General features: G+C 40.4%; 24 protein-coding genes and 5 tRNA genes. 11 read left to right on the forward strand and 18 right to left on the reverse strand.

What is annotated here, in order from left to right; genetic code table 11:
• The first annotated feature begins 76 nt into the window (after positions 1 to 76).
• From ACGHEH_RS04370 to arcA, 4 genes are all read left to right on the forward strand, one after another.
• Positions 77 to 1,114 (forward strand): methyltransferase, encoded by a 1,038-nt coding sequence (locus ACGHEH_RS04370; protein WP_390442077.1) that lies wholly within the window; start codon positions 77 to 79, stop codon positions 1,112 to 1,114.
• 319 nt (positions 1,115 to 1,433) lie between these two features.
• The gene (locus ACGHEH_RS04375) at positions 1,434 to 3,056 is read left to right on the forward strand and encodes an ATP-binding protein (protein WP_390442080.1); all 1,623 of its coding nucleotides are present in this window, start codon (positions 1,434 to 1,436) and stop codon (positions 3,054 to 3,056) included.
• A 44-nt stretch (positions 3,057 to 3,100) separates the two neighbouring features.
• Entirely contained in the window at positions 3,101 to 3,568 is a 468-nt protein-coding gene (locus ACGHEH_RS04380) for a YfiR family protein (protein WP_390442082.1), read from the forward strand.
• A gap of 107 nt (positions 3,569 to 3,675) precedes the next feature.
• Complete coding sequence (gene arcA, locus ACGHEH_RS04385) at positions 3,676 to 4,392, forward strand: two-component system response regulator ArcA (protein WP_390442085.1); 717 nt, start codon at positions 3,676 to 3,678, stop codon at positions 4,390 to 4,392.
• A 152-nt stretch (positions 4,393 to 4,544) separates the two neighbouring features.
• On the opposite strand, the gene arcB is transcribed toward arcA, so the two are convergent.
• Complete coding sequence (arcB, locus tag ACGHEH_RS04390) at positions 4,545 to 6,869, reverse strand: aerobic respiration two-component sensor histidine kinase ArcB (protein ID WP_390442088.1); 2,325 nt, start codon at positions 6,867 to 6,869, stop codon at positions 4,545 to 4,547.
• Positions 6,870 to 7,077: 208 nt separating this feature from the next.
• Between arcB and folE2 the strand changes: the two genes are divergently transcribed.
• From folE2 to ACGHEH_RS04410, 4 genes are all read left to right on the forward strand, one after another.
• Positions 7,078 to 7,998 (forward strand): GTP cyclohydrolase FolE2, encoded by a 921-nt coding sequence (gene folE2 / locus ACGHEH_RS04395; protein WP_390442090.1) that lies wholly within the window; start codon positions 7,078 to 7,080, stop codon positions 7,996 to 7,998.
• A gap of 75 nt (positions 7,999 to 8,073) precedes the next feature.
• Entirely contained in the window at positions 8,074 to 8,670 is a 597-nt protein-coding gene (locus ACGHEH_RS04400) for a DUF2726 domain-containing protein (RefSeq protein WP_390442092.1), read from the forward strand.
• Positions 8,671 to 8,846: 176 nt separating this feature from the next.
• Positions 8,847 to 9,554, forward strand: coding sequence for a 5'-methylthioadenosine/S-adenosylhomocysteine nucleosidase (gene mtnN / locus ACGHEH_RS04405; protein ID WP_390442095.1), 708 nt, complete (start codon positions 8,847 to 8,849; stop codon positions 9,552 to 9,554).
• Positions 9,554 to 10,519, forward strand: a complete 966-nt coding sequence (locus ACGHEH_RS04410; RefSeq protein ID WP_390442098.1) for a cobalamin biosynthesis protein — start codon at positions 9,554 to 9,556, stop codon at positions 10,517 to 10,519. Before mtnN ends, ACGHEH_RS04410 begins: the two co-directional genes overlap by 1 nt.
• Before the next feature lie 75 nt (positions 10,520 to 10,594).
• Here the strand turns inward: ACGHEH_RS04410 and tyrS are convergent, their stop codons facing one another.
• The gene (gene tyrS / locus ACGHEH_RS04415) at positions 10,595 to 11,794 is read right to left on the reverse strand and encodes a tyrosine--tRNA ligase (RefSeq protein WP_349285742.1); all 1,200 of its coding nucleotides are present in this window, start codon (positions 11,792 to 11,794) and stop codon (positions 10,595 to 10,597) included.
• A gap of 148 nt (positions 11,795 to 11,942) precedes the next feature.
• Here tyrS and ACGHEH_RS04420 point away from each other — a divergent pair, with 148 nt between their 5' ends.
• On the forward strand, positions 11,943 to 13,277 hold the full coding sequence (locus ACGHEH_RS04420) for a peptidoglycan DD-metalloendopeptidase family protein (RefSeq protein WP_390442100.1): 1,335 nt from the start codon (positions 11,943 to 11,945) through the stop codon (positions 13,275 to 13,277).
• Positions 13,278 to 13,522: 245 nt separating this feature from the next.
• Here ACGHEH_RS04420 and mdh read toward each other — a convergent pair whose 3' ends face one another.
• Positions 13,523 to 14,464: a malate dehydrogenase gene (gene mdh / locus ACGHEH_RS04425; RefSeq protein ID WP_058030924.1), complete on the reverse strand. Its 942-nt coding sequence runs from the start codon at positions 14,462 to 14,464 to the stop codon at positions 13,523 to 13,525.
• A gap of 297 nt (positions 14,465 to 14,761) precedes the next feature.
• On the opposite strand from mdh, the gene argR reads away from it, so the two are divergent.
• A complete protein-coding gene (gene argR, locus ACGHEH_RS04430; protein WP_058030925.1) occupies positions 14,762 to 15,229 on the forward strand; it encodes a transcriptional regulator ArgR in 468 nt (155 codons plus the stop codon).
• Here the strand turns inward: argR and ACGHEH_RS04435 are convergent.
• From ACGHEH_RS04435 to ACGHEH_RS04455, 5 genes are all read right to left on the reverse strand, one after another.
• Positions 15,226 to 16,143, reverse strand: coding sequence for a Dyp-type peroxidase (locus tag ACGHEH_RS04435; protein ID WP_390442104.1), 918 nt, complete (start codon positions 16,141 to 16,143; stop codon positions 15,226 to 15,228). The two genes, argR and ACGHEH_RS04435, sit on opposite strands and share 4 nt — an antisense overlap.
• A gap of 27 nt (positions 16,144 to 16,170) precedes the next feature.
• Entirely contained in the window at positions 16,171 to 17,202 is a 1,032-nt protein-coding gene (locus ACGHEH_RS04440) for an ABC transporter ATP-binding protein (RefSeq protein WP_390442107.1), read from the reverse strand.
• Positions 17,199 to 18,833 (reverse strand): ABC transporter permease, encoded by a 1,635-nt coding sequence (locus ACGHEH_RS04445; protein WP_390442110.1) that lies wholly within the window; start codon positions 18,831 to 18,833, stop codon positions 17,199 to 17,201. The genes ACGHEH_RS04440 and ACGHEH_RS04445 overlap by 4 nt, the downstream gene beginning before the upstream one ends.
• Positions 18,833 to 19,837 carry a Fe(3+) ABC transporter substrate-binding protein gene (locus ACGHEH_RS04450; protein ID WP_138480136.1) on the reverse strand — a complete coding sequence of 335 codons (1,005 nt, stop codon included), beginning with the start codon at positions 19,835 to 19,837 and terminating at the stop codon, positions 18,833 to 18,835. The genes ACGHEH_RS04445 and ACGHEH_RS04450 overlap by 1 nt, the downstream gene beginning before the upstream one ends.
• Before the next feature lie 692 nt (positions 19,838 to 20,529).
• Positions 20,530 to 21,198, reverse strand: coding sequence for a tRNA-uridine aminocarboxypropyltransferase (locus ACGHEH_RS04455; protein ID WP_390442114.1), 669 nt, complete (start codon positions 21,196 to 21,198; stop codon positions 20,530 to 20,532).
• A 68-nt stretch (positions 21,199 to 21,266) separates the two neighbouring features.
• On the opposite strand from ACGHEH_RS04455, the gene ACGHEH_RS04460 reads away from it, so the two are divergent.
• A complete protein-coding gene (locus ACGHEH_RS04460) occupies positions 21,267 to 21,803 on the forward strand; it encodes a GNAT family N-acetyltransferase (protein WP_390442117.1) in 537 nt (178 codons plus the stop codon).
• Between the two features lie 288 nt (positions 21,804 to 22,091).
• Here ACGHEH_RS04460 and ACGHEH_RS04465 read toward each other — a convergent pair.
• From ACGHEH_RS04465 to rplU, 10 genes are all read right to left on the reverse strand, one after another.
• Positions 22,092 to 22,168, reverse strand: a tRNA-Arg gene (locus ACGHEH_RS04465).
• Positions 22,169 to 22,205: 37 nt separating this feature from the next.
• A tRNA-Arg gene (locus ACGHEH_RS04470) sits at positions 22,206 to 22,282 on the reverse strand.
• Between the two features lie 151 nt (positions 22,283 to 22,433).
• A tRNA-Arg gene (locus ACGHEH_RS04475) sits at positions 22,434 to 22,510 on the reverse strand.
• A gap of 59 nt (positions 22,511 to 22,569) precedes the next feature.
• Positions 22,570 to 22,646: transfer RNA gene (locus tag ACGHEH_RS04480), tRNA-Arg, on the reverse strand.
• Between the two features lie 120 nt (positions 22,647 to 22,766).
• A tRNA-Ser gene (locus ACGHEH_RS04485) sits at positions 22,767 to 22,859 on the reverse strand.
• A 241-nt stretch (positions 22,860 to 23,100) separates the two neighbouring features.
• Positions 23,101 to 23,475 (reverse strand): DUF3718 domain-containing protein, encoded by a 375-nt coding sequence (locus ACGHEH_RS04490; protein WP_390442119.1) that lies wholly within the window; start codon positions 23,473 to 23,475, stop codon positions 23,101 to 23,103.
• Between the two features lie 79 nt (positions 23,476 to 23,554).
• The gene (folA, locus tag ACGHEH_RS04495; RefSeq protein ID WP_390442121.1) at positions 23,555 to 24,046 is read right to left on the reverse strand and encodes a type 3 dihydrofolate reductase; all 492 of its coding nucleotides are present in this window, start codon (positions 24,044 to 24,046) and stop codon (positions 23,555 to 23,557) included.
• 58 nt (positions 24,047 to 24,104) lie between these two features.
• Positions 24,105 to 25,262, reverse strand: a complete 1,158-nt coding sequence (gene cgtA / locus ACGHEH_RS04500) for an Obg family GTPase CgtA (RefSeq protein WP_390442124.1) — start codon at positions 25,260 to 25,262, stop codon at positions 24,105 to 24,107.
• 152 nt (positions 25,263 to 25,414) lie between these two features.
• The gene (gene rpmA / locus ACGHEH_RS04505) at positions 25,415 to 25,672 is read right to left on the reverse strand and encodes a 50S ribosomal protein L27 (protein WP_058030934.1); all 258 of its coding nucleotides are present in this window, start codon (positions 25,670 to 25,672) and stop codon (positions 25,415 to 25,417) included.
• A 19-nt stretch (positions 25,673 to 25,691) separates the two neighbouring features.
• Positions 25,692 to 26,003, reverse strand: coding sequence for a 50S ribosomal protein L21 (gene rplU, locus ACGHEH_RS04510; RefSeq protein ID WP_058030935.1), 312 nt, complete (start codon positions 26,001 to 26,003; stop codon positions 25,692 to 25,694).
• Between the last annotated feature and the right edge of the window lie 93 nt (positions 26,004 to 26,096).

Genomic DNA, 26,096 nt, shown 5'->3' on the forward strand with positions numbered 1-26,096 from the left:
AATAATTCTTAATGAATAGGATTGGTATAATTTTGTCTTTGCGCAAAATTAAGTAGAGATTTTAAATAGAGTACTTATGAGTCGATTAGCAAATCCAAGTTTATTGCTTCTTCGTAACGAAGAAGAACTGATAGGCGAACGCATTTTAGTGATTAACACCATGCGCGACGGCTTTCTTCGCGAGTTAAAGCAATTAAACCCAAATAGCGATATTCACGCTTTTAGCTATAACCTTGCTGATCATCAAGACTCACAAAAATACCAAGGCATAACTAGTCATGTTGGTCATAGTTTACCTATTCTCGAAGAGCTAGATTTAATTATCTATTACTATCCGAAATCAAAGCCTGAAGCCTTGATGATGCTCGACAATATTCGAGCCGTCGCTTCACCTAAAACACGTGTATTAATTGTTGGCGACAACAAAGGCGGTGTTAAATCTGCTGAAAAGCAGTTTAAACCTTTTGCAGGTGAATTTTATAAACTAGAAAGCGCGAAACATTGCGTATTGTTTGAATTTGCTGATTTAACTTTATTAGAGAATTTTGATATCCGCAGCTACCAAACCATATTCACAGTTAGTGTGAACGACCAAAGCTTCGAAGTAGCAAGCGTGCCAGGGGTTTTCAATCACGGTAAATTAGATGATGGTACTCGTCTGTTGCTCGAGCAAATTGCCGTGCCTTATAAAGGCAAAGTACTCGATTTTGGCTGTGGTGCTGGGATTATCGCCACTTACCTAGGACTAAAAACTCCAGAATTGAGACTGAACTGTTTAGATGTCAGCGCTTTAGCTGTATATGCTACCGAACAGACGCTAAAACTAAATAACCTCGAAGGCAATGTGATTTTGAGTGATGGTATGCAAGCTGTGTCAGGGCAATTTGATTTAATCATCAGTAATCCGCCATTCCATACGGGTATTTCAACTGATTATCAAATTGCTGAAGACTTTTTAGCACTTTCTAAGCAATTCTTAAAACCTAAAGGTAAGCTTACCTTAGTTGCTAATAGCTTCTTAAAATATCAGCCAATCTTAGAAGCACAGTTTGGTGAGTATGTAACCATTGCGAAAAATAATAAATTTGCGGTATACCACGCACAAAAATCTTAACCGCTTTACTTAATGGGTCATTCAGTTTTATTAATGCTTAATGGCCCTTGCTCAAAACTTCCCTGAGTTGCCAGACTATTTTTTAAACCAAATGACCTAACTTTCATTTCTAAGAACAAAGAATGAATTAATTTAAACTTAGAGAAAAATAGCATAAGCTCCATCGTAATTTTTAGTTATTTTTATTTTTTCCCTTTGCTACACTAAGTTTATTAAAGTTATAAATAACGTTTTATTTTTGTAAACTTTTCAAAAATTTGAAGTTTATGTCTACTACTCAAACCATATTGGTAAGCATGTAGGTTGCAAAGGCTAGCGAATGGCTAAACAAATAACAAAAACAAGCATTAGAAAGGTATTGATCAGTGCAGTTATGCTCGTAACAGCTCTTTGCCTATCGCTGTCTATTTCTATTTCTACTTATCTTGACGTTAAAGAACAAAAGCAGCTGATCATTAATAAGCTTGACATGATAGCCGATATCATCGCTTTTAATGCGCAGATCACGTTGATTTTCGAAGACAGAAAAACTGAAGAAAAACGTTTAAAGTCATTTAGTAAAGTTGAGCTTGTCAAAAACATACATATTTATGACATAGACGACGTCACTAAAAAGCCCGTTTTCTTCACCAGCTATAACGCCAGTAAAACACCTCCAGTACCGTTGAAGGTGGGCAGTATTGATGATCTCAAAATACCACGAATCACTGACGATCATATAGAGTTAATAAAACCTGTTGAGTATGAAGGTAAAATTGAGGGTTATGTATATATTAGGGGCTCTCTTGAGAGACTGAATAAGTACATCAACAATAAAATCTTAGTTGATATTTTACTGACTTTATTCGTCTTATTATTGGTACTTCTCGTTGCTCGCAGTATTCAAAAGCGCATAGCCGCGCCAATTGAAGATTTATCTTTATTACTGCAGGATGTATCAAAAAATCATAATTACAGCACGCGAGCATCGAGCAGTCACATTGAAGAGTTAAATACCCTTTCAAACAACCTTAATATCATGCTTTCACGTACACAAAATCAAATTGAACGTCATGAAGCTGATAAACAAGAAATTAATCAACTTAACCAAAGCTTAGAAGAAAAAGTAAACCAAAGAACCATCGCGCTTCGTGAAGCAAACCAAGAGTTGCTAAATACCTTAGAGCGCATGCACCAATACCAAAACCAGATTGTCGAAAGCGAAAAAATGGCATCTTTGGGTCAAATGGTTGCGGGGGTTGCCCATGAAGTAAATACGCCAATTGGCCTTGGTGTTACAGGTTCAACGCTTTTAAGAGATAAGCTCGCTGATATACAGTCGGCCTTTGAGCAAAAGACGCTCACATCTAAACAACTAGAAAGATTTATTAACGATGGGGTTGAAAACCTTGATCTTATCTATAGAAATTTAAACCGTGCCGCTGATCTTATCTCTAACTTTAAGCGTGTGGCAGTGAGTCAAGATACTGAAATTAGCGCCGACGTTAACGTGAAGTCTTTACTAAGTAATATCTTAATGGCAATGAATGCTGAGATTTCTATAAAGTCACCAGAGATTGAATTAAGCCTACCGGAAAATTTAACTATTTCGAGTAAGACAGGCCCTCTTCAGCAAATATTCGAACAACTCATATCGAATTCTCTTATTCATGGTTTTGAAGATGAGCAAAATAATCAGATCAAAATTGGTGCTGAAAGCAAGGGAAGTAACCTAGAGATTACATATGTGGATAATGGTAGTGGTGTACCAACTTCTATTAAAAAGAGGATCTTCGATCCATTTGTAACAACCAAACGGGGTGAAGGTGGCAGTGGTCTAGGTATGCACTTAGTTTACAACCTAGTCACTCAGGCTTTAGATGGCTCTATTACTCTAGACGAAGACTATAGCGAAGGCACTCGATTTGTTATTTCTTTACCATTAGGCGAATTAACATCATGAGGTTTTGGTTAACCTGCTTTCTGTTGATTTGCTCTTTCGGTGTTATGGCCAAAACACCAGAACAAATTCGCTCTGCTTTTTTATACCAAATGGCAAATTTTATTGAATTTCCATCAATGGGGGATAGCGGCATCCGTTTTTGTTTTTATGATCTGAAATCAGGACCCGGCGCAATACTCACTAAAAATAAAAGTCTGAAAGTTAAAGGTTTACCAATTAGCATAAAAAAAGTAGAAAAAAACATCGCTATTTTGGAACTTTCCAGTCAATGTGAAATCACATACTTTGATGGAGCTCTTAGCAATGATATACTGTCTTCTTATGACAAGAATACGCCCCTAGATATGTTAATGGTTAGTGATAACCTCAGTTTTTTAGATAATGAAGGAATGGCGGCGCTTGTTCAGGAGGGCAATAAAATCAGGCTTTATGTTAATAAGCAACAGATTGCAAAACATAACTTTAAAGTACTTTCTCGGTTACTCGCCGTAGCAAAGTTTCACCCTAACTGATTTTACTTGTTAACATTTAGATATACTCCTATAATCTTAAATATTCGGTTTTTTCTTCTAGTACCGAATAAAATGTAAATAACATATTCCTAAAAGGTTAAATGATAATGCAAACGCCAGTCATTCTGATTGTTGAGGATGAAGACGTAACTCGCTTGAACCTCGTTAGTTTATTTGAGGCAGAAGGTTACAAAGTAATTGAAGCCATTGATGGCGATGATATGCACGACAAGCTAACGACTCATGATGATGTCAACCTGGTTATTATGGACATTAACTTACCAGGCAAGAATGGCTTAATCTTAGCTCGCGAACTTCGTCAGAAGAAAAACGTTGGCTTAATTTTCTTAACTGGCCGCGACAATGATGTTGACCGTATTCTTGGTTTAGAAATTGGTGCTGATGATTACATCACAAAACCTTTCAATCCAAGAGAGCTGACTATTCGTGCTCGTAACTTAATCTCTCGTACAGGCAACAACCCTGAAGATGCATCTGTTGAAAGCAGTGGTGTAATTACCTTCAACGGCTGGGAACTTGATGAGAATAGCCGTTGTTTAACGTCTCCTGCAGGTGAAGCTAAGCGCTTACCGAAAGGCGAGTACCGTGCTTTACGTTTAATGCTTGATTCACCGGGCCGTATTTTCAGCCGTGAGCAATTAATCAAGCACATGACTGGTCGTGAGCTTCGTGCAAACGACAGAACAGTTGACGTTACTATTCGTCGTATTCGTAAGCACTTTGAAAGTGATACAAATACTTCTGAGCTAATTAGTACTATTCACGGTGAAGGTTACCGCTTCATCGGTAAGATTGATAGCTAATCAATCTTACTAGTTTATGCTTATAATAAAGGGCCTGTTGGCCCTTTTTTAATGACTAAAATTCATTGTTTTAAAGTATCATTTCTAAACTGAGGGCTCAAAAGTATTTTGAATAACTCTCACTCATACTTTGCTAATTTAATCTTAAGGTGTTATCCATCCCAGCTATCTACAACTGTTTTAAGTTCTATTTGTCCAGCTTCAAGCAAATCATATAATTCATCTAACCAGGTTTGTGCAATTTCAGGTCCAACTTCAGCCACTTCTTTCTCCATCCTTTTAGCATGCTCTTGAACTTGCTTTAAGCCAACTGAACCAGATGCGCCTTTAAGTTTATGAGCCACAGAACTATATTCATCGAAGTCACTGTTATCAAGAGATTGCTGTAATTCTTCACAATACTTAGGGCTTAACTTAGCAAATAGATCTGAACTTCGTTTAAACGCTTCGACACCCATTGAGTCGATAAAATCACAGATAGTTTCCATTTCCAACAAGGTGAACTCAGCTTGTTTATCATCACAATTTGCTTTAGTTTCTCTGAGTTTAGGTTTAGCCGCTCTGGCATTAATACCGAATAACTCTGCAAGCATTTTATCAAGCTTAATAGTATTAATTGGCTTCGCTAGTGCGCCTTGAATGTTTATCCCTTCAAGCTCTTCTTCTGCACTACGAACATTAGCTGTTAAGGCGACGATAGGTAATTTATCGAAATGGCTGTCTGCTCTAATCTCTCGAGCAACTTCATCACCATTGATATCTGGCAACTGCATATCGAGTAAGACCAAATCCAGATCATCTTCAGTTGCAACAAACGAAAGTGCATCTTCACCTGTTTCGGCCCAAATGACTTCATGCCCTCGCTGCTCAAGTAGGTTTGTCGCAATTTCTGCATTCAAAGGCACATCTTCAACTAACAAAATGTAAAGGCTACGACCGGCATAGCTTTGCTCTTTTGGTGCGGCGGTCAGGGTTAGTGGAATTTCAACCTCAAAGCGACTTCCCTGACCTACAATACTACTAACTTGAATGCTGCCCTCCATTGCTTCAACAAGCGCTTTTGTCACTGCTAGCCCAATGCCTGAACCTATGGCATTCGAACCGTTTGCACTTGGTGCCTTGTAATACATCTCGAAAATTCTAGCAAGCTGATCTTGTGCAATACCTGAGCCCGTATCAGTAATGCTCATAACGAGCCACACTTCGCCATCACGATTTTCACGCTTACACTCAAGTGTCACACTGCCTCTGTGGGTGAATTTCACGGCATTATTAATTAAATTCCAAAGCACTTGTCTTAAGCGAGTTGGGTCTAATAAAGCGTAGACGTCTAAGATCCCTTGCCTGTTAATATTGAACTCTAAGCCCTTTTGCTCTGCAATAAGCCCAGCAAAATTCACCACATCATTAATAAAATCAGAGACATTGATACTGTCGGCAGCAATATCTAACTGCTCTCTGTCGATTTTATCGAGATCTATGATGTCATTGAAAATATTACCTAAGGTTTCTGCACTAGAGAAAATGGTATTACACCAGCTCTTTTGTTGCTTACTCAGCTCTGTATCTAGCATCATACGAGTTAAACCAACGATACCATTCAGTGGAGTACGAAGCTCATGACTCAAAGTCGCAATAAACTTACCTTTATCTTTATAGGCTGTCTCGAGCTCCTGCTCTGCTTCTTTACGCGAAGTAATGTCACGGCCAAACGCAAGTAAACCAATATACTCGCCCTGATCATTAATAAATGGCAGCTTGCGCATTTCAAACCAGTGGTTTTCATCATTGACCGGGTACTCAACGTCTAGTGTGAGCGCTTGATGCGTTTTCGCAACTTGCTCATCTGTTTTTAGCACTTCAGGAATATAGCTTTCAGGATATATATCAAAAACACTTTTGCCGATAAGCTCATCGCTGCTCTTACCCATGACTTTTTCAAACATCTTGTTGCAGCCGGCAAAAATACCTTGCTCATCACGGTAATAGAATAAATCGGGAGAAGAGTCGACAATTGAGCGTAGCAGCATACTTTGTTGCGCAAGTTCTTGCTGCGTTTTCTTACGCTCTGCGATTTCACGACGTAACTCTTCAATAGCTCGATGCTTAGCATGTAAAGCGATTTTACGTTCGTCAATTTCACTGTTTAGACGGGTAATATTGTCTTTTAAGCTCTGATTTAAAAGCTTTTCTTGTTGAGTTGCGGTATCTAAATACGCTCTAGAAGCCTCAAGTTCTTTGAGTGCTTGAATGCAAATAACCAGTAAGGCAGGAGACGTAACGGCGGCAAAAAACATAATTGCCAATACATCAACAATGACAATCTCGCCTAATGCTACGTAGTAGAACATGCACGACAAAATTAGTGAGGCGAGTAATATCAGGCAATAACACAGCACTCCAGCTTGTTTTTCACCGTACTTATTAATCACATTGGCAAGGACTTTTAGCCATGATCCAAATGAAGAATCTATCATATTAATCAATTTGCTCCGTTAACTGTTTCATTATACGCAAGCAAGTGATTAATCCCAAAGCATTAAAAGTCCAAAAAGCCACAATAGACGTATAATGTTCTTAACAGTTCTCAATAAACGTGCTAATTGATAATGCGAACATATACGCATTAAAGCGCTAAATAGTGTAATATGCGCGACTCAAAATGTCGTGAAAAAGAGGGTTAACATGCAGACTACAATGCCAGATATTGCTCATTCAGCCGATGCACTACAAACCGGTAAATTAGATTGGGTAGGAATGGGTAACATCGAGCTACCTTTAATGCTTGCAACAAAAGGCTTGCCAGAACAGCCTGTAACAGCAAAAGCTGATGCATTTGTAAACCTGCATAAAGAAGATGCTAAAGGCATTCATATGTCTCGCTTATTCTTAGCCCTAGATACGCTATCTTGTGAGCAAGCCCTGTCACCAAACACACTAAAACAACTGCTTGATGAATTTGTAACGACACACCAAGACATCAGTGATGCGGCAAAAGTGGTGATTAACTTTGAATTGCCACTACGCCGACCTTCTTTACTAAGCAAAAAACAAGGTTGGAAGAGCTACCCTGTTAGCATTACTGCCTCAATGATTAACCAAACGTTTTCTATAGAGCTGGCATTAGATGTTACCTACTCTTCTACTTGCCCATGCTCTGCAGCGTTAGCGCGTCAACTTATCCAAGACGCTTTCGCAGCAAAGTTTAAAGATAAAGAGATTTCTCACGAAGAAGTGCATGCTTGGCTCGGCACTACCGAGGGCGTATTGGCAACACCGCACTCGCAACGAAGTATCTCAAACATTAAAGTTAAACTTGATGATAACTGTCAAGAATTCGACATTGTAGGGTTAGTCAACTTAGTTGAAGATGAACTTAAAACCCCCGTTCAAGCAGCTGTGAAACGTGAAGATGAACAGGAATTCGCTCGTTTGAACGGCCAAAATCTAATGTTTTGTGAAGATGCGGCAAGAAAGCTCAAAGCACTGTTCGAAAAAGCAGGGTTTGCCGACTACTATGTCAAGATTAATCACTATGAATCTTTGCATGCTCACGATGCTGTGGCGTATGCATTCAAAGGCTTAGCTGGCGGTTATTCAGCTTAAGCCTGATTTCACTCCACAATTGGCAAGAACTTTGCTTATAAACATCATAGTCAAATTGTTGTTGTGGAGTGTTATATGGAGTTCGCTTTATTATTAGTTTTTGCATTGGTAGCTGGCGCGTCGATCGTCATTGCAAAATATACCGATGCAGGTGGCAATCCATACCCTTTCAATCGTAAAGAATCTGTCTTCAGTACTGTTGAAGCTACTTTCCTAAGTCTACTAGAGCGTGCTGTTGGCGATAAGTTTAAAATTGTCAGCCGTGTTAAGTTGATTGATTTAATCGAATGCAAGCCAGGTTTGTCAAAAAAAGCGCGCAGGGCTGCTTTAGCTAAAGCTAAAAATAAACAACTCGATTATGTGCTGATTGATAAAACCACACTAAACATTGTTGCGGCTGTCGACCTTGTTAATAATTCGAACAAAAGCGGCCATAAAGCCCAAAAAGATTGGTTTGTAACCGGTGCTTTAGAGTCAGCGAATATTCCGCATATTCGTATGAAAGTTAAAACCGGCTATAAGGCCAATGAAGTACGTAGCGCCATTTTGTATAAGATTGGTCAACAACCTCAACCAGTTCGCAAACCAAGAACACGTACTGAAAAGCCAGCAGTGCTTTCTCCTTCGCAAGCAAAGGCGCATTCAACTCAAACCCAGCTTGCTGAAATTTAATAGTTGCCATGTGTCACAAAAGCCCTTTGAATATTCAAAGGGCTTTTTTCTTTCTAAATGGATGCTTTACAAGCAATACTATGGTGATAAAGCTTTATATCATCACCGATATGAACAAGTTTTTTATAAAAGTGCGATAGGCTATACTAGCGAAAATTTTTTGAGGAATAGAAATCATGAAAGTAGGTATTATCGGTGCAATGGAGCCTGAAGTTGCAATTTTACGTAAGGCTTTACAAAACAAAAAAAAGCTAACTAAAGGCGGCTTCACTTTTTATACTGGTGAACTTGCTGGTCATACTGTGACTTTAGTTCAATCTGGCATTGGTAAAGTGGCAGCAACCGTTGCGACAACACTTTTAATTGATAATTTCAACCCTGACTGCGTCATTAATACCGGTTCTGCTGGCGGCTTTGACCCTGAATTAAATGTCGGTGATGTGGTTATTTCTAACGAAGTTCGCCACCACGATGTAGATGTGACAGCTTTTGGCTACGAGATTGGTCAAGTCCCACAAATGCCTGCTGGCTTTGCGGCTCATGCAGCATTAATTGACGCTGCAAAAGCGAGTGTTGCTACCCTTAAAGACATACAAACAAAGGTAGGTTTAATTTGTACAGGTGACTCTTTTATGTGTGATCCTGTTCGCATTGACAAAACGCGTCAAGATTTCCCATCAATGCTAGCTGTAGAAATGGAAGGCGCTGCAATTGCTCAAGCATGTCATGTACTTAACACGCCATTTGTAGTGATCCGCTCACTATCTGATATTGCAGGTAAAGAATCTCCACAATCTTTTGAAGAATACTTAGAAGTTGCTTCTGTAAATTCTTCTAAACTAGTGACTGAACTACTTGAGCAGCTAAACAACGCTAGTTTGTAATGATAGAAAGTCAGCAGTTTGAGGCTTTTCAAAGCCTCATTATTTTTATCTGCGCGATAGCAGCGGCTCACTCGTTACCGCTGCTGAATAGCTACAACCCAATTACTTTCTTTTCGCTTATTTTTGAGCGCATAGGTGCTCGTGTATTTAAGCCACAGAGAAGTAACTCATTGCAAAAAATAGCCGGTGTATTAGGTTTCTTTCTACCCATTTTTACCATTGTACTTATTGCAGCACTGATCAGTCAGTTTGCATTTTATCCAGCTTGGCTCGGGGGATTAGTCCTCTACTTTTGTTTAGATACCCGCGTGTTACAAAGAGCCAAACGCATAGCTGCGCTATTACAACAAAAACAAAAAGCAACAGCGAGACAACTGTTAGCACAAAACGTAGTTCGTGATGTCAATGAGTTATCAAGTATAGGCATTGCCAAAGCCTGCATAGATAGCACGGCCTTAAGAACGGTTCGCCACTACTATCTAGTGATTTTCTTTTACTTACTACTCGGCCCACTCGCTGCATTCTCTTTTAAATTACTACTGGTATGTGATCATGCTTGGCGAAAGCGCGTGCCGCCTAATAGCGCTTTTATAAAACCATTGCAGACAACCATTTTTTATATTGAATTTTTACCGCTCAGAGGCTTTATCTTTTTACTGGCCTTGTTTTTACAAGGTAAGAAAACTTTTCATTACTTCAAACATTATGCAAGGCACTGCTATCAAACGAATACTGGCTGGATCTTATCTCTATTTGCAGCAAACCTATCAATCCAGTTAGGTGGTCCGTGTAAATATCAAGGTGAGCGCTTTGCGAAAATGCGTATTGGCGCTGAACGTCACCCTGAGCCTGAAGATATAAAGCAGTGTTTAACATTTTTAGAAAGAATTAAGTGGTTTACTTTCTCTTTGATCGCTCTGATATGGCTTTTAGATTGGTTTGTTGCGCTTTATTTAAATACTTAAGCAAATAAGCATAAAAAACAAACATAAAAAAAGCTGGTTTAAAACCAGCTTTTTAATATTTGAAATAACGAGTGTTTAGCTTACTGTCACTTTTGCAAACTTACGCTTGCCAACTTGGTAAATCTGTGTAGAGCCTTTCTCAATCACAAGCTTACTATCAGTCACTTTCTCTTCACCGTTTAACTTAACGGCGCCTTGCTTAATCATTCGCATGGCTTCTGAAGTACTAGCTACAAGACCCGCTTCTTTAAGCAGCTGAGATATCATCGTTGAATCTTCATCAATTGTGATAGTTACTTCTGGGATCTCATCAGGTAAAGCATTCTTTTGGAAACGCTTAATGAAATCTTGATGCGCAGCTTCAGCGTCAGCTTCACTGTGGAAGCGCGCGATCATTTCTTTAGCAAAATCAATCTTAATGTCACGCGGGTTACGACCATTTGCAACTTCTTGCTTGAGCCCCTCAATCTCTTCAATTGAAAGTGCGCTTAATAATTCGTAATAACGCCACATTAATTCATCTGAAATTGACATGACTTTACCAAACATGTCGTTTGGAGCATCAGTAATACCAATGTAGTTGCCTAATGACTTAGACATTTTTTGAACGCCGTCAGTGCCTTCAAGTAACGGCATCATCAATACTGTTTGCGGCTTCTGACCTTCATCTTTTTGCAGCTCACGACCCATTAGTAGGTTGAAGCGCTGATCAGTACCACCCAGTTCTACGTCAGCTTCTAGTGCAACAGAATCCCAACCTTGAACTAAAGGATATAAAAACTCATGAATTGCAATCGCTTGACCGCCAGCATAACGCTTTTTAAAGTCATCACGCTCTAGCATACGCGCAACCGTTTGGCGTGCAGCTAGTTTGATCATACCTGCACTACCTAGTTGTTCCATCCAAGTAGAGTTAAATGCCACTGTGGTTTTTGCAGGATCTAGAATTTTGAAAACTTGTTCTTTATATGTTTCAGCATTTGCTAACACGTCTTCACGTGTTAATGGCTTACGAGTGACGTTTTTACCCGTTGGATCACCAATCATACCGGTGAAATCACCAATTAAGAAAATAACCTCATGACCTAAGTCCTGGAAGGTTTTCATTTTATTAATTAGAACAGTGTGACCTAAATGCAAATCCGGTGCTGTTGGATCGAAACCCGCTTTAATTTTTAGCTTTTTACCAGATTTCAATCTTTCCTTTAATTCATCTTCAATAAGAATCTCTTCTGCACCGCGCTTAATCTCGGCTAATGCAGTTTCAAAGTCCACCATTCGTCGCTCCAAAATATACAGTTTATCGCACGATTCTAGCCTATATTCAGATCAGTTTAAATGCACAAAACACTGGTATTCACGCTTTATTGCGTATATCCTGCAATATTATACCGATTTATCTTGACAGCAGAAAAGGCGCGTTATGGTTCACGTTGTTCATAAGCTTCCTAAAAAACACAAACTGCTTATTCTTACCTGCATTTCTGTCATGCTGATAATTGCTTTATGGCCGTCAGAAAAGGCAACTGCATCAAGAGACAGTGACAAAAAAGCACTCGAAGTTGGAAAACGTTACGAATTACCCGTAAAAGTTTCTGAAAATGAAGAACAGCTTACAACTTTAAGTTCACCAGCAGAAGTTCAAGTACCAGAAAAAACCACAATTGATACCCTTGAATTCAATGACTTTGAAGTAAAGCATGGCGATAGCCTTGCGGTACTTTTCAAACGTGCAGGCTTTTCAGCGCAAACTTTACATAAGTTAGTTAACACCAATGCTGAAACACGCAAACTGACTAAAATCCACCCCGGTGAAGTGTTAAGTTTTGCAAAAAATACCGAAGGTGAGTTAACCCACCTTAAATATGTGCTTTCGAAAACAGATACTTTGTTAGTATCGTTAGATGAAGAGCAAAAATATCAAACAGCGATTCACAGCAAAGAAATCGAAACAGTCAATCAAAGCGCTGGCGGTAAAATTAAATCAAGCTTCTGGACAGCTGGTATTTCGGCTGGCTTATCCGAGCGTCAAATTATGAACTTTGCAGACATCTTTGGTTGGGATATCGATTTTGCCAATGACATTCGCAAAGACGATACCTTTGCTTTGGTTTACGAGACCCATTATGTCGATGGTGAGCTGATCGGAAATGGTAAAATCATCGCCGCTGAGTTTATTAATCAAGGTGAACGTTTTAGCGCGATTCGTCACACCGACGGTAATTTCTACACACCAGAAGGCCGCAGTATGCGTAAAGCCTTTTTGCGCGCCCCAGTTAATTTTAAATATATCAGCTCTAACTTTAACCCGCGCCGTAAGCACCCTGTCACGGGTAGGGTATCAGCGCACCGAGGCATCGATTATGCTGCACGTGTTGGTACACCTGTTGTTTCATCAGGTAATGGTAAGGTGACTAAATCTGGGTATAACAAACTCAATGGTAACTATGTGTTTATCCAACATGGTAGTCAGTACGTCACTAAGTACCTACACCTAAACAAGCGTATGGTTAAAACAGGTCAGAAAGTAAAGCAGGGTCAAAAGATTGGTACTGTTGGTGCAACTGGTCGTGTAACTGGTGCGCATTTACACTATGAGTTTTTAGTAAATGGGGTTCACCGCAACCCGAAAACCGTTAAATTACCTAAGTCTGAACCGCTGCCGAAAACTGAACTGGCTAAGTTCAAACCAGTTGCCAAAGACTTACTTGCTCAGCTAGAGCGCTCAAGAGAACTTAGATTAGCACTGAATAACTGACTCTTTATAACTCTTACCAAATTAAAAAAGCAGCGCTGTAGCTGCTTTTTTAATGACATGAAATTACCTAGCCTAGATTATGGCTTCCGCTTCTCGCTTCTCGCTTCTCGCTTCTCGCTTCTCGCTTCTCGCTTCTCGCTTCTCGCTTCTCGCTTCTCGAGTTTAAAACCAACATAGTGATAGCAAACAAATTTCAGGCATAAAAAAACCCGCCGAAGCGGGTTTTTAAAACTTTCAGATTGCGATTATTGCGCAGCCATGAAGTCGATACCTTCTTGGATATCTTTGTTTAATGTTTCTAGCATGTCGTTCTTTGCTTTCTCTTCGAACGCGCTTAGCTCGCCGTAAGAAAGAATTTCTTCAACACCGTTTGTACCTAAACGTACTGGGTGTGCGAAGTATGCTGCGTCACCGTTCTCAACTGCAACGTATGCATAATCAACAACGTTTTGCTCGCCTTGAAGACCTTTTACTAGTGAGAAGCAGAAACGTGCTGCTGCTGCACCCATTGAAAGTGTCGCTGAACCACCACCCGCTTTCGCGTTAACAACTTCAGTACCCGCGTTTTGGATACGTGGAGTAAGTGCTGCAACTTCTTCTTCAGTGAACTCAACACCTTCAACTTGAGAAAGTAAAGGAAGAATAGTAGTACCTGAGTGACCACCAATAACTGGTACTTTAACTTCAGATACGTCAACACCTTTCAGTTCAGCAACGAATGCTTCTGAACGGATAACGTCTAGAGTTGTTACACCGAATACACGTGATGCTTCATAAGTACCCGCTTTTTTGAATACTTCAGCAACGATTGGTACAGTGCCGTTTACTGGGTTAGTGATAACACCAACTAGTGCTTTAGGACAGTTACGTACGATACCTTCAGCAAGTGTCTTGATGATACCAGCATTAACATTGAAAAGGTCAGCACGGTCCATACCTGGCTTACGAGGCATACCAGCTGGGATAAGAACAATGTCAGCACCCGCTAGCGCTGCGTCAAGATCATCTGCACCAAAACCTGCAACTTTAACTGCAGTTGGGATGTGAGATAGGTCTACAGCAACACCAGGAACAACTGGCGCTACGTCGTATAGAGATAGCTCAGAACCTGCAGGAAGGCCATTTTTAAGAAGTAAAGATAGAGCTTGACCGATACCGCCAGCGGCACCTAATACAGCAACTTTCATGTGGAATTCTCCATAATTTGAAGGTGGAATTGTGTGTGCTGTAAAGATAATGAAAAGTGCAGGTAAAAACAAATTTATCGACGCTATTTTAAGGTTTTTTTCGACTATAGTTGTAAAATATTGCTTTCAGCGTGCAAGCTCGCTTTACACTTCAAAATATTCATTCCTGTGTTTCTAAAAATGCCTTACCACTTAAGCAAATCTTGCAATCAATTCACTTTGTTTTTTAATTGCAAAGTTGGGTCTGGATTCAGAATTGTGTAAAATCTAAGTAATATTTAATAAACGAGTTCAATTATGCAAGCAAACGAGAAGCAAGAAGCGCTGATAAAGGCATTCAAAGCACTATTAAAAGAAGAAAACTTTGGCTCGCAGGGTGAAATTGTCGATGCCCTGAAAGATCAAGGCTTTGATAATGTAAGTCAAAGTAAAGTGTCACGTATGCTAAGTAAGTTTGGTGCGGTAAGAACTCGTAACGCAAAACAAGAAATGGTTTACTGCTTACCGGCAGAAATGGGCGTACCAACGGCAAAAAGCCCATTAAGACAATTAGTGATTGATATCATGCACAATGAAATGATGATCATCATCCGTACCAGCCCAGGTGCAGCTCAACTGATTGCTCGCTTACTAGACTCTCTAGGTACTGCTGATGGCGTATTAGGTACCATTGCCGGTGACGATACTATTTTTATTGCACCAGCTAAAATCTCTGAGATAGATGTAACACTTGAGAAAGTAAAAACCTTGTTCGACAACGTTTAACTTTCACCTAATTGCGCCATATTTTGCAGAAACTGCACAGATGGCGCAAAAAACGCAGCCCCCATATCGGCCTGACAATAATCTAGCCACGCATCGTAGTGTTGTTCATTTCCTACTCGTGTCGCTAACAACTTCTCAAAAGCACTGCCCTTTGCGGCACAACTCACCCATAAAGAGCCTTGCTCAAACACATCTCCGAACGGCATACTTTGCTCAAGCAACAGTGGTAAGTTGTCTGCATTGTTAAGCTCAGATAGAGCTGCGTGATTATTAGACAAAGGAACCTCTAGCTTTTTATTTTCTAAACGAGAGCGCCCCATAATAGCTTCTTGGTCATTCAGACTTAGTTGTTGCCAACGGTTTAGATCAAACTTCACTCGCTGCACATGAATGTAGCTACCTTGGTCTTCAAAGCTTTCAGGATCATGAACTAAAGCCACTTGACGCTTAAAACGTCCATGAGGCGTATTAGCGCCATAAATAAAGCCGTTAAAGTCTCTGCCATCTAAAAAACGAAAAGTGCGGATATGTGCAACCAATTCTACTTTGCCTGCCAACATATGCCTGACACTTTGAGCAAATAGATGATTCACATCTTCTCTGTCAGATCGGATCACATACAACAAATCAAATGGTTGAGTGTGCATTAGGTGCTCGTGAGAGCGAATATGCGGAAAGCTTTTTAACTCTTTAGGAATACATTCAGGATATATATGCGGCCAGTATTGTGCCCCAATGGCCACAAAGCTAGATACCATAGACTCAGAGAAACGGTCGCTCAACTCTGACTGTAAGCGTTCACATTGCCCTAATGCTGCTCTAACGGCTTCATCTTGACCATCCAGTACATTAAAAAACAAATGTAGTCCATGCAGATTTGCCTCTGCACACACTCCTGACTGCGGCTGAGCCATGGCACCCCAAGTTATAATAAGTAATGACTATGAAAAGAAATTTACCGCATGTGGCTTTATTTTAAAAGTCACAGGCTCATTAATATTCAGGGCATGTTCACTTTCGACTGGCACTTCGATAACTTGCTCTGCCACTTTTATTTGATAAATAAACTCAGTCCCTATAAAGCGCGATTGCAGAATTTCGACGTCATTTGTCTCGCCATTTTCTAGCTGTATATGAGCTGGTCGAATATAAATTTGTCCAGAGCCTTGCGCATTCCCACACACTTTGGTCGAAGTAAGTTTGCCAAATGCAGTGGTGAACTCGCATTTATCTTCAGCCTGCGCTGGAATATAAATGCCCTGCCCCAAGAATTCTGCCACTTCTTTACAAGCTGGCTGCTCAAACAATGTTTTAGCATCGCCTAATTGGGCTATTTTACCTTTATGCATTACAGCCAGTTTATCTGCAAAAGCAAAGGCCTCTTCTTTTGAATGACTCACAAAGATAGCTGAGACCTTTTGATCTTTTATGATCTGTCGAATGTCATTGATAAGTTGGAAGCGCACTTGCGCATCAATATTCGAAAAAGGCTCGTCAAGCAGTAACAAGTTGGGTTTATAAGCAAGCGCTCTTGCAATGGCGACACGTTGTTGCTGACCACCTGAAAGTTCATGAGGATAACGTTGTGCAAATTCAGATAAGTGCACAAGCTCCAGCATTTCATTTACGCGTACTTGTTTGTCAGCCTTATTAAACTTGTTTAGGCCAAACGCGATATTTTGAGCAACCGTTAAGTGAGGAAATAACGCATAATCCTGAAACATCATGCCAATATTACGATGCTGTGGCGCTATAAACTCCGTGTTGTCACTCATGGTTTTACCATGAATAACAATTTGACCTTGCTGAGGGATTAATAAACCTGCCACGGCTTTTAAAGTGGTGGTTTTGCCGCATCCACTGGCTCCCAATAAGCAAACAATTTCATTTTCGGCGACTTCTAAATCTAAATTTTCAATCACTTTTTGGCCGTCGTATTGATAGCTTAAGTTTTTTAGAGACAAACTACTCATGAATTATGCTGCTCCATTGAGCGATTAACAAAATACAAAGGCACTAAGCCAACAAGAACAATAAATAATGCAGAAATGGACGCAAGCTCTAACTGTTCGTCACTCACATATTGAAATACATGGGTTGCCAAGGTTTCAAAATTGAAAGGACGAAGTAGTAAGGCAGCAGGAAGCTCTTTCATACATTCGATAAATACCAATAACACAGCAGTTAAAATGCCCCCGCGTAAAAGTGGGATATGCACACTACTTAGCATTTGCGCAAAATTCTTACCCATACTTTGGCTTGCCATATCAAGCGACGGACTAATTCGTACATAGCTAGCTTCAACTGCGCCTTGAGCAATGGCATAAAAACGCACCACATAAGCAAATACCATGGCAAAAATAGTACCGCTAAAAAGCAGACCAGGCTCAAATGCAGTGCCTTCTAACCACTCATTTAACTTAGTATCAAGCAAAGTAAGCGGCAGTAAAACCGCAATCGCTAATACTGTTCCAGGTAATGCATAGCCTGTGCTTGATACACGCCCTGGCAAGGCCTTAGACTTTTGTTCACCAATGCGCTGATAAAACAATACGATAATACTTAAAGCGATTGCGATAACGCTTACCCATAAAGAAATCTTTAAGCTCTGCAAAGCATATAAGAAAAACTCAGCGTTCCATGCTTGATCGAAATAATCTATTGAATAACTGACGAGTACACCAACCGGTAAGGCAAAAGCAAAAAACAACACCACAATACAATAGATACTGGCAAGCCAAGCATACTTGCCTGAAAGCATATATAAATGCGTGTCGTTTACGGCACTTTGTCTTTCATGCACTGTGGTATTTTTACGGCTTATTTTTTCTAGTGTGATGGCCACAAATAAGAACAACAACATGATCCCAGAAATTTTCGCAGCCGCAGTCAACGAGTAATAGCCGAGCCAAGTATCATACACGGCCGTTGTAAGTGTGCTGACAGCAAAATAATGCACTGTAGCAAAGTCTGCCATGGTTTCCATACTGATCAAAGCAAGCGCTGCGACAATCGCGCCTCTTGCAAGAGGTAAACTCACCTTGAAGAAGCTTTGTAGTGGGCTCATACCCATTAGTTGGCTAGCTTGCAATAACTTGAATGACTGCTCACGCAAAGCAGTTTTAAAAATAAGGTAGAGGTAAGGATATAAAACCAATGCAATCATCACGATTGCCCCGCCTAATGTGCGAATATCAAAGAACCAATAGTCATCCGGCGATTGCCATCCAAACCAGTCTCTTAAGGCAATTTGTACAGGCCCTGCGTAATCAAATAAATCGGTATAGACATAGGCAATAATATAGGTTGGCATTGCTAAAGGTAGCATCAGCGCCCATTCGAAGTATTTTTTCCCGGGAAATTGACAATAAGCAGTAAGCCAGCCGAGCGGTAATGCAATTAAGCAACTTAAGAGGAGCACGCCGGCAATGAGTACTAGGGTGTTATAAATATAATCCCAAAGCACGGTATCCCACAGGTGGGTAAAAACATCAGAGTCGCCTTGCAGCGACTCGAAGATTAAAAATGCCAGTGGTGCTGATAAGCAAGCGCCTATCAGCCAAGCAAAAACCTGCCATTTAGACAGAGAAAATAATGATTGCATTAAAGATCAAATTTTACCTCATCGATTAGCTTAAGCGCTAAAGGACGGTATTTACTAATTTCTGACAATGGTAAGTTGTCTTCCTTAAACTCACCCCAAGATGCCACAAGTTCAGAAAGCGCCACACCTGGTTTAACTGGATATTCCATATTCATTGACGCATACATATTTTGCGCCTTATTGTCCGTCATAAACTCAATAAGTTTCAAGGCGTTTTCTTTATTTTTCGAATATTTAGTTAGGACAACACCCGAAACATTTAAGTGAGCGCCTCGATTTGTTTGGTTCGGGAAGTTGATATAAACAGAATCAGCCCATGGCTTTTGCTTTTCATCTTGCAGCATCTTGCCAAAGTAATAGCTATTACCTAATGCAAGATCACATAAGCCCTCTTTCACTGCTTTAACTTGCGCTCTGTCATTACCTTGTGGTTTTCTTGCTAAATTTGCTTTAACCCCTTCAAGCCATGATTTAGTCTCGGCTTCACCATGATGCGCGACCATAGATGCAACTAGCCCTAAATTATAAGGGTGCTTACCAGAGCGAGTACAAATTTTGCCTTTATACTTTACATCAGCCAATTCTTCATAAGTTAACGCATCTAATTTTCCTAAGCGCTCTTTTGACGAATATACGTTACGAACACGCTTGGTCAGTGCAACCCACTGGCCTTCTGGATCACGAAAGCTTGCAGGAATATTTTTGGTTACGGCGTCGCTCTTAATCGGCTGCGTTAGATCCATCGACTCTAACTGCATTAAAGCACTGAAGTTAGATGTTAAAACAACATCAGCACGGCTATGCTTACCTTCACGCTTAACTCTTTCAATTAGACCTTTTTTTGCAAAGACCACATTCGTTTTAATACCAGTTTGCTTAGTAAAATCATCAAGAATAGGTTGAATTAGAAAAGGCTGACGGAAAGAATAAATGTTGATTTCTTCGGCTGCCATAGCAGGCAAACACGTGACAGTTGAGAGTAGAATAGCCAATGCTTTTTTCATAAGGCCTCCAAAGCCAAACAATAATTATTATCAACTAATTTTAACTATTCTAGTTTCAAAGTACACCCTTTTACTGATTAAAAACTGTAACTTGTTTTTCTATTCAGGTCTAATTAGCAGCTTAATATGTAAGAGATCTCTTACTTTAACTGTCGCTTTGAAGTAAAACCTAGCTCAACAAAACAACAACAATAAAATTAATCATTATTTATCATAAACTTGAAAACTTACTACCAATTCAGCTCTCGAAATAATTAAATTTTTAATCTTTTTTAACTTCGCTATTCCATTAAACTTTTATCATATTTTCAGGAAGCCAGTGATGGCAGTAAATCACATGATGTGTAATGGACTGTAATAGTTAATTATTGCCAAATACGGTTTAATTAACTTATGGAACAACAGGATGGGCGCTCAAGGTGAGCCATACTGGATGTATATAGGATTTAATGGAGCCATGATGGCCTAATTTGTTATGGATAACGGCAGGAAGCTCGGATAAGGGCATATGGATGTTTGGCATGAAGCCAATGAAGGACACTACAGGAAGTAGTACTTGCTTAACTATAAAAATGCGAGTGAAAGGACATTGATTGTATGGAGTTGATCAGCTCAAAACACAAGCAGGACGCTTAGAAGATTCCGTCAACGCGGCTCATAGAGCCGCGTTTCTTCGTTTAGCGGCTATGAGTTTAACTTAAACTTCTTTTTCCTTTTAAGTAAGCATCTCTAAAATCAATAAAGTGAGCTGTTAACTTCTCTGCAGCAGAGCTTTCTCCTGCTTCAGCTAATATGACACACGCGACCTCTGCAGTACCTAGCTGATGAGCATGCGGAGCAACTCTAAGTTTATAATCTGATAGAGAATCAGGTGACACAGAAAGAACCGGGAAAGTATCTAAATACTCACTCTTTCTAAACATTTTCTTCGCTTCACGCCATGTTCCATCTAAAAAAATAAACAATGGCTTTTTAGACTCAACACGTTCAATTTTAGTAATAACGCGTTCAGGCTCTGTGCTATCAGCGGGGAAAACGACAATTGGCTGATAGCTTGGATCTTTTAGAAGCGATAGCAATGCCTCATCTGGCTCAGTCCTATCCCAACGGAAAGCGTAATTATCAGGCACCACATCTGCGATTAAACGACCCGTATTTGAGGGCTTAAAACTTTCATTGTGATACATTAATAGGCACACTGCACTTTGACATTCTTCGGCAACTTGAAGCTTGTCACAGATACACAAATGTTCAGAAAGCAAACAAGCTTCACAGCGGGATAGTTTCGAACCGCGCGCTTTAAACTCTCGCTTGGCCGCAGCAATTTGCTTTTGACGTAGAATTAATACTGAATTTTTCACTAATGCCCCTTAGATTACAAGCCTCATATTGTAATCAACTAAATTAATAAAAGCAGTAGGGAACTCAAATGAAGATACAAAACTCGCAAAGATTACGTTATCGACTCATGGATAAAAATGATGCCGATTTGCTATTCGAATTGGACCAAGATCCTGCAGTCATGAAATATTTAACGCATGGTAAGCCTAATTCGATGCAGACGATTAGAGAGGTTTTCATTCCTCGCTTAGATCAGTTCACAAATTTAGAAAAAGGTTGGGGCTTATGGCAAGTAAATACCTTAGAAGAGGATCTGTTCATTGGTTGGATATTAGTTCGTCCGATGGGCTTTTTTACAGGTCAGCGTAACGACTGTAATTTAGAGCTGGGCTGGCGCTTTAAGCAAATGAGTTGGGGCAAGGGTTATGCGACTGAAGCTGCACAACATATAGCTAATACACTCGCTACTGACAAAGCATACGCCGCTTTTTCAGCCGAGGCCCTTGAAGGCAACTTAGACTCCATCAATATTATGAAGAAACTTGGTATGCACTATATAAAGCATTTCATTCATCAAGATGAGCAAGGTCAGCATAACGCTGTACTTTACTCTAAAGAGCTGTAAGCTTTCCGACGAAAAGCAAATTGGCTACTGCAGAGGTGGGAATACTTGATTAAGAGTAAACCTCAGACCGTCTGGTTTATAAGCACAGTAGATATATATATTGCAGGCATAAAAAACCGACGCTCAATGGTTATTTCTCACCTCAAAAGTTTGATGTGGCGGACGCGGGACTTACTTTATGAGGAGTGAACCTCAGACCGTCTAGTTTATAAGCACAGTAGATATATAAGTTGCAGGCATAAAAAAACCGACTTTCGTCGGTTATTTCTCACATCAATTGGTTTGATGTGGCGGACGCGGGAGGATTCGAACCTCCGACCGCCTGGTTCGTAGCCAGGTACTCTATCCAGCTGAGCTACGCGTCCGTATATCAAATTCTCTATTTTTACCATCTTAGAAAGATGGCGGACGCGGGAGGATTCGAACCTCCGACCGCCTGGTTCGTAGCCAGGTACTCTATCCAGCTGAGCTACGCGTCCGTATTCTAGTTTTTTACATCTTAACATCTAAGATGCGAACGTTGTTCGTAGCCATCGTTGCTAAATAATCTATTAAGCTGAGCTACGCGTTCGGAACAAGTTATTTTATATCTTACTTTAGATACTCACATATTTAACCACTTTAAGAAAGTGGCGGACGCGGGAGGATTCGAACCTCCGACCGCCTGGTTCGTAGCCAGGTACTCTATCCAGCTGAGCTACGCGTCCGGAACAAGTTATTTTATATCTAACTTGAGATACCCATATATTTAACCACTTTGAGAAAGTGGCGGACGCGGGAGGATTCGAACCTCCGACCGCCTGGTTCGTAGCCAGGTACTCTATCCAGCTGAGCTACGCGTCCGTATTTGAGTTTGTTTTACATCTTAACATCTACGATGCGAACACTGTTCGTAGCCATCATTGCTAAATAAACTATCCAGCTGAGCTACGCGTCCGTCTTATAAGACAACCATTAAAATAATGGCGGAGAAGGAGGGATTCGAACCCTCGATAGGGCTACAAACCCTATACTCCCTTAGCAGGGGAGCGCCTTCAGCCACTCGGCCACCTCTCCGTCTTGTGGATGCGTATAATAAAGGCTTACGAAAATAAGTCAAACACTTTTATAGTAAATTATTGTCAAATGCTCATAGAATATGCAGCTTAGCTCAATACATCTAACTTATGTTTATCTTTTAAACTAACTGATTGAAAAGCACACTGAAATAATAGTTTAATGTGTTTAAATTTTTGTAAAAACAAAAAAGCCAGAAGAAATACCTTCTGGCTTTTAGAACTATAAGAACAGACTATGTTTATAAACCAGCACGCGCTTTAATTGTACCTATTAAAGCCGAACCACCATGGCCGTTGCCTTCTGCCCAAGCAATATCAGCACCATCGGCTAATTTACTTTTTGGTAAGTTCTTTACAATATACTCGCCGGCACCTACCGCATTACTAGCAATCGCATGACGTAACAGATTATTACCATTACATAACACACCATCGAAAATGTTCCTTATTTTTAGACGAGAGCTCTTAAGCTTTTTACGCAAACCACCTTTATCGTCTGCAGCAACATATTCACACAATGATGCAGCTAATTGATCATTGGCTTGTGCTGAAAAGCTAAAAGAAAAAGACGCAACAACCAGCGAAGCTGATACAAGTGCGGTAGATAATTTCATTTCGTCGACCCTTTAATACTTTGTTCGTAACAGAATACGTATATAATTGTAGCAATCAATATAATCTACCGCAACAAACTCATAACTTTTTATGTAAAGTTACAAAGGTATAGCCATACTTATTTCTTTCATCTGGCTTGTGAGTCTCAGACTCTACTTCTGTCCACTGATAGTCTTTTTCATAATCAGGAAATTGCGTATCGCCAGCAACTGTTAGATCAATAAAGGTCAAATATAAGCGTTCTGCTAATGGTAAGAATTGACTATAGATATTACCACCACCTATAATCATCACCTCTTCAGTGCCCTCTAACAAAGTCAAAGCTTCCTCTGGGCTCGAAACAACCTCTATTCCTTCTGCTTTATAAGTTGCATTTCTGGTTATCACAATATTGCGGCGCCCTGGTAATGGGCGACCTATTGATTCAAATGTTTTACGCCCCATGACCACTGGTTTAGCCATGGTAACACGCTTAAAGTGTTGCAGATCAGCAGGTAGGTGCCATGGCATCTGATTATCATCGCCTATAATACGATCATTCGCCATTGCTGCAATCATAGAAATAATCATTGTTACTCCCTAGGTATTTAGTATTAAAAAAGGGCTTTAAAAGCCCTTTTATTAAAAGTTATCTCTCGTAGATAACTTCCACATCATAATCATCTTCATCCCAGTCGTCATCCCAGTCATCGTCCTGCGCATTTTTCTTCGCTTCACGATGATAAGTATCCCACTTGAACTCAACTTCTTCTTCCACTTGCTCTTCTTCAAACTTATCTTTAGGCATACTCTCAAGTAACGCCATAATGTCATAGCACAAGGGTTGAGTATTCTTTTTGTTTGCAGCAGAGATACGATATACAACCTCGGCACCAAGATCTTCAGCGATACGCTCACAAGTTTCTTCTACTTCGTCTTCTGGAAGTAGGTCAATCTTATTAAGTACTAACCAACGAGGCTTATCAGCCAATTTAGGACTGTACTGATGTAGTTCGTTAATGATCGAGAAGGCGTTATCCACCGGGTCTGTACCATCAATTGGCATCACATCAACAATATGCAGCAGCACACGACAACGCTCTAGGTGCTTTAAGAAACGAATACCAAGCCCTGCACCATCTGAAGCGCCCTCAATCAGACCGGGGATATCCGCAATCACAAATGATTTACTCGCTTCTGGGCGAACGACACCAAGATTTGGTACTAGAGTTGTAAACGGGTAATCAGCCACTTTGGGTTTAGCTGCTGAAACACTTCGGATAAATGTCGATTTACCTGCATTTGGTAAACCTAGCAATCCAACGTCAGCAAGTAACATGAGCTCTAACTTAAGGTTACGAACTTCACCTGGCGTACCCAACGTTTTTTGTCTCGGCGCTCGGTTTACACTCGATTTAAAACGCGTATTGCCTAAACCATGAAAGCCACCTTTAGCAACAAGCAGCTTTTGACCATGCTGCGTTAAATCACCTAAGCACTCTTCAGTGTCTTCGTCAGTGACACGTGTACCAACAGGCACTTTTAGGAACAGGTCGGCACCTTTTTTACCTGTACAGTTTCGCGATTGGCCATTTGTGCCTCTCTCTGCACGATGGAATCGCTCAAACTGATAGTCAATTAATGTATTCCAGTTTTCATCAGCAACGAGATAAACACTACCGCCATCACCACCATCACCGCCATCAGGGCCACCATCAGGAACATATTTTTCACGGCGAAATGACACTATGCCACTGCCGCCGTCGCCAGCTTCAGCTCTAATTACAACTTCATCGACAAACTTCATGGTTTCTCTCTGTTTTGGGAGGTCTGATAGCAAATTATAACTCAAGCTATTGCTTCCTGCTTACTAGAGTTGTGTTGCTAGATAAAGACCTAAAATAATTTACATACAAAAAAAAACCCCGCCGTAGCGGGGTTTTTCTAAATCTTTACCGATTACTCAGCAACGATGCTAACGTATTTACGGTTTAAAGGGCCTTTAGTTTCGAAAACTACTTTACCATCTGCTTTTGCAAAGATAGTGTGGTCTTTACCGATACCTGCGTTAGAACCAGCGTGGAACTTAGTACCACGTTGACGAACAATGATGCTACCCGCTAAAACTGATTCGCCACCGAAACGTTTAACACCTAGGCGTTTACTTTCTGAATCGCGACCGTTACGAGTACTACCAGCTGCCTTCTTATGTGCCATCTTTCTGTACCTCTAAAAATTAAGCGCTAATGCCAGTGATTTTAACTTCAGTGAACCACTGACGGTGGCCCATCTGCTTACGAGAATGCTTGCGACGTCTAAATTTAACAATCTTAACTTTCTCACCGCGACCGTGTGAAACAACTTCAGCTGTCACTTTACCACCGTTTACGAACGGTGCACCGATCTCGATTTTCTCACCATCAGCAACTAGAAGTACTGAATCGAACTCAACTGCTGCACCAGTCTCAACGTCTAATTTTTCTAGACGAATTGTTTGACCTTCAGTCACACGGTGCTGTTTACCACCACTTTGGAAAACCGCGTACATATTTAACTCCGTTGTGCGCCCTCAAATCGACGCAACTTAATATTCTTCAATAGGGCGCGAAGTTTACGCTAATGTGAAACTTCACGCAACCCT

This window comes from Pseudoalteromonas sp. MTN2-4, from assembly GCF_042848605.1.
In the GTDB taxonomy this organism is placed as follows: domain Bacteria; phylum Pseudomonadota; class Gammaproteobacteria; order Enterobacterales; family Alteromonadaceae; genus Pseudoalteromonas.

What these genes read in the sequence shown, in the direction of transcription:
- ACGHEH_RS04370 (WP_390442077.1), top strand. Translation starts at nt 77, where the DNA reads ATGAGTCGATTAGCAAATCCAAGTTTATTGCTTCTTCGTAACGAAGAA.
- ACGHEH_RS04375 (WP_390442080.1), top strand. Translation starts at nt 1,434, where the DNA reads ATGGCTAAACAAATAACAAAAACAAGCATTAGAAAGGTATTGATCAGT.
- ACGHEH_RS04380 (WP_390442082.1), top strand. Translation starts at nt 3,101, where the DNA reads ATGGCCAAAACACCAGAACAAATTCGCTCTGCTTTTTTATACCAAATG.
- arcA (WP_390442085.1), top strand. Translation starts at nt 3,676, where the DNA reads ATGCAAACGCCAGTCATTCTGATTGTTGAGGATGAAGACGTAACTCGC.
- arcB (WP_390442088.1), bottom strand. Translation starts at nt 6,869, where the DNA reads ATGATAGATTCTTCATTTGGATCATGGCTAAAAGTCCTTGCCAATGTG.
- folE2 (WP_390442090.1), top strand. Translation starts at nt 7,078, where the DNA reads ATGCAGACTACAATGCCAGATATTGCTCATTCAGCCGATGCACTACAA.
- ACGHEH_RS04400 (WP_390442092.1), top strand. Translation starts at nt 8,074, where the DNA reads ATGGAGTTCGCTTTATTATTAGTTTTTGCATTGGTAGCTGGCGCGTCG.
- mtnN (WP_390442095.1), top strand. Translation starts at nt 8,847, where the DNA reads ATGAAAGTAGGTATTATCGGTGCAATGGAGCCTGAAGTTGCAATTTTA.
- ACGHEH_RS04410 (WP_390442098.1), top strand. Translation starts at nt 9,554, where the DNA reads ATGATAGAAAGTCAGCAGTTTGAGGCTTTTCAAAGCCTCATTATTTTT.
- ACGHEH_RS04420 (WP_390442100.1), top strand. Translation starts at nt 11,943, where the DNA reads ATGGTTCACGTTGTTCATAAGCTTCCTAAAAAACACAAACTGCTTATT.
- mdh (WP_058030924.1), bottom strand. Translation starts at nt 14,464, where the DNA reads ATGAAAGTTGCTGTATTAGGTGCCGCTGGCGGTATCGGTCAAGCTCTA.
- argR (WP_058030925.1), top strand. Translation starts at nt 14,762, where the DNA reads ATGCAAGCAAACGAGAAGCAAGAAGCGCTGATAAAGGCATTCAAAGCA.
- ACGHEH_RS04435 (WP_390442104.1), bottom strand. Translation starts at nt 16,143, where the DNA reads ATGGCTCAGCCGCAGTCAGGAGTGTGTGCAGAGGCAAATCTGCATGGA.
- ACGHEH_RS04440 (WP_390442107.1), bottom strand. Translation starts at nt 17,202, where the DNA reads ATGAGTAGTTTGTCTCTAAAAAACTTAAGCTATCAATACGACGGCCAA.
- ACGHEH_RS04445 (WP_390442110.1), bottom strand. Translation starts at nt 18,833, where the DNA reads ATGCAATCATTATTTTCTCTGTCTAAATGGCAGGTTTTTGCTTGGCTG.
- ACGHEH_RS04450 (WP_138480136.1), bottom strand. Translation starts at nt 19,837, where the DNA reads ATGAAAAAAGCATTGGCTATTCTACTCTCAACTGTCACGTGTTTGCCT.
- ACGHEH_RS04460 (WP_390442117.1), top strand. Translation starts at nt 21,267, where the DNA reads ATGAAGATACAAAACTCGCAAAGATTACGTTATCGACTCATGGATAAA.
- ACGHEH_RS04490 (WP_390442119.1), bottom strand. Translation starts at nt 23,475, where the DNA reads ATGAAATTATCTACCGCACTTGTATCAGCTTCGCTGGTTGTTGCGTCT.
- folA (WP_390442121.1), bottom strand. Translation starts at nt 24,046, where the DNA reads ATGATTATTTCTATGATTGCAGCAATGGCGAATGATCGTATTATAGGC.
- cgtA (WP_390442124.1), bottom strand. Translation starts at nt 25,262, where the DNA reads ATGAAGTTTGTCGATGAAGTTGTAATTAGAGCTGAAGCTGGCGACGGC.
- rpmA (WP_058030934.1), bottom strand. Translation starts at nt 25,672, where the DNA reads ATGGCACATAAGAAGGCAGCTGGTAGTACTCGTAACGGTCGCGATTCA.
- rplU (WP_058030935.1), bottom strand. Translation starts at nt 26,003, where the DNA reads ATGTACGCGGTTTTCCAAAGTGGTGGTAAACAGCACCGTGTGACTGAA.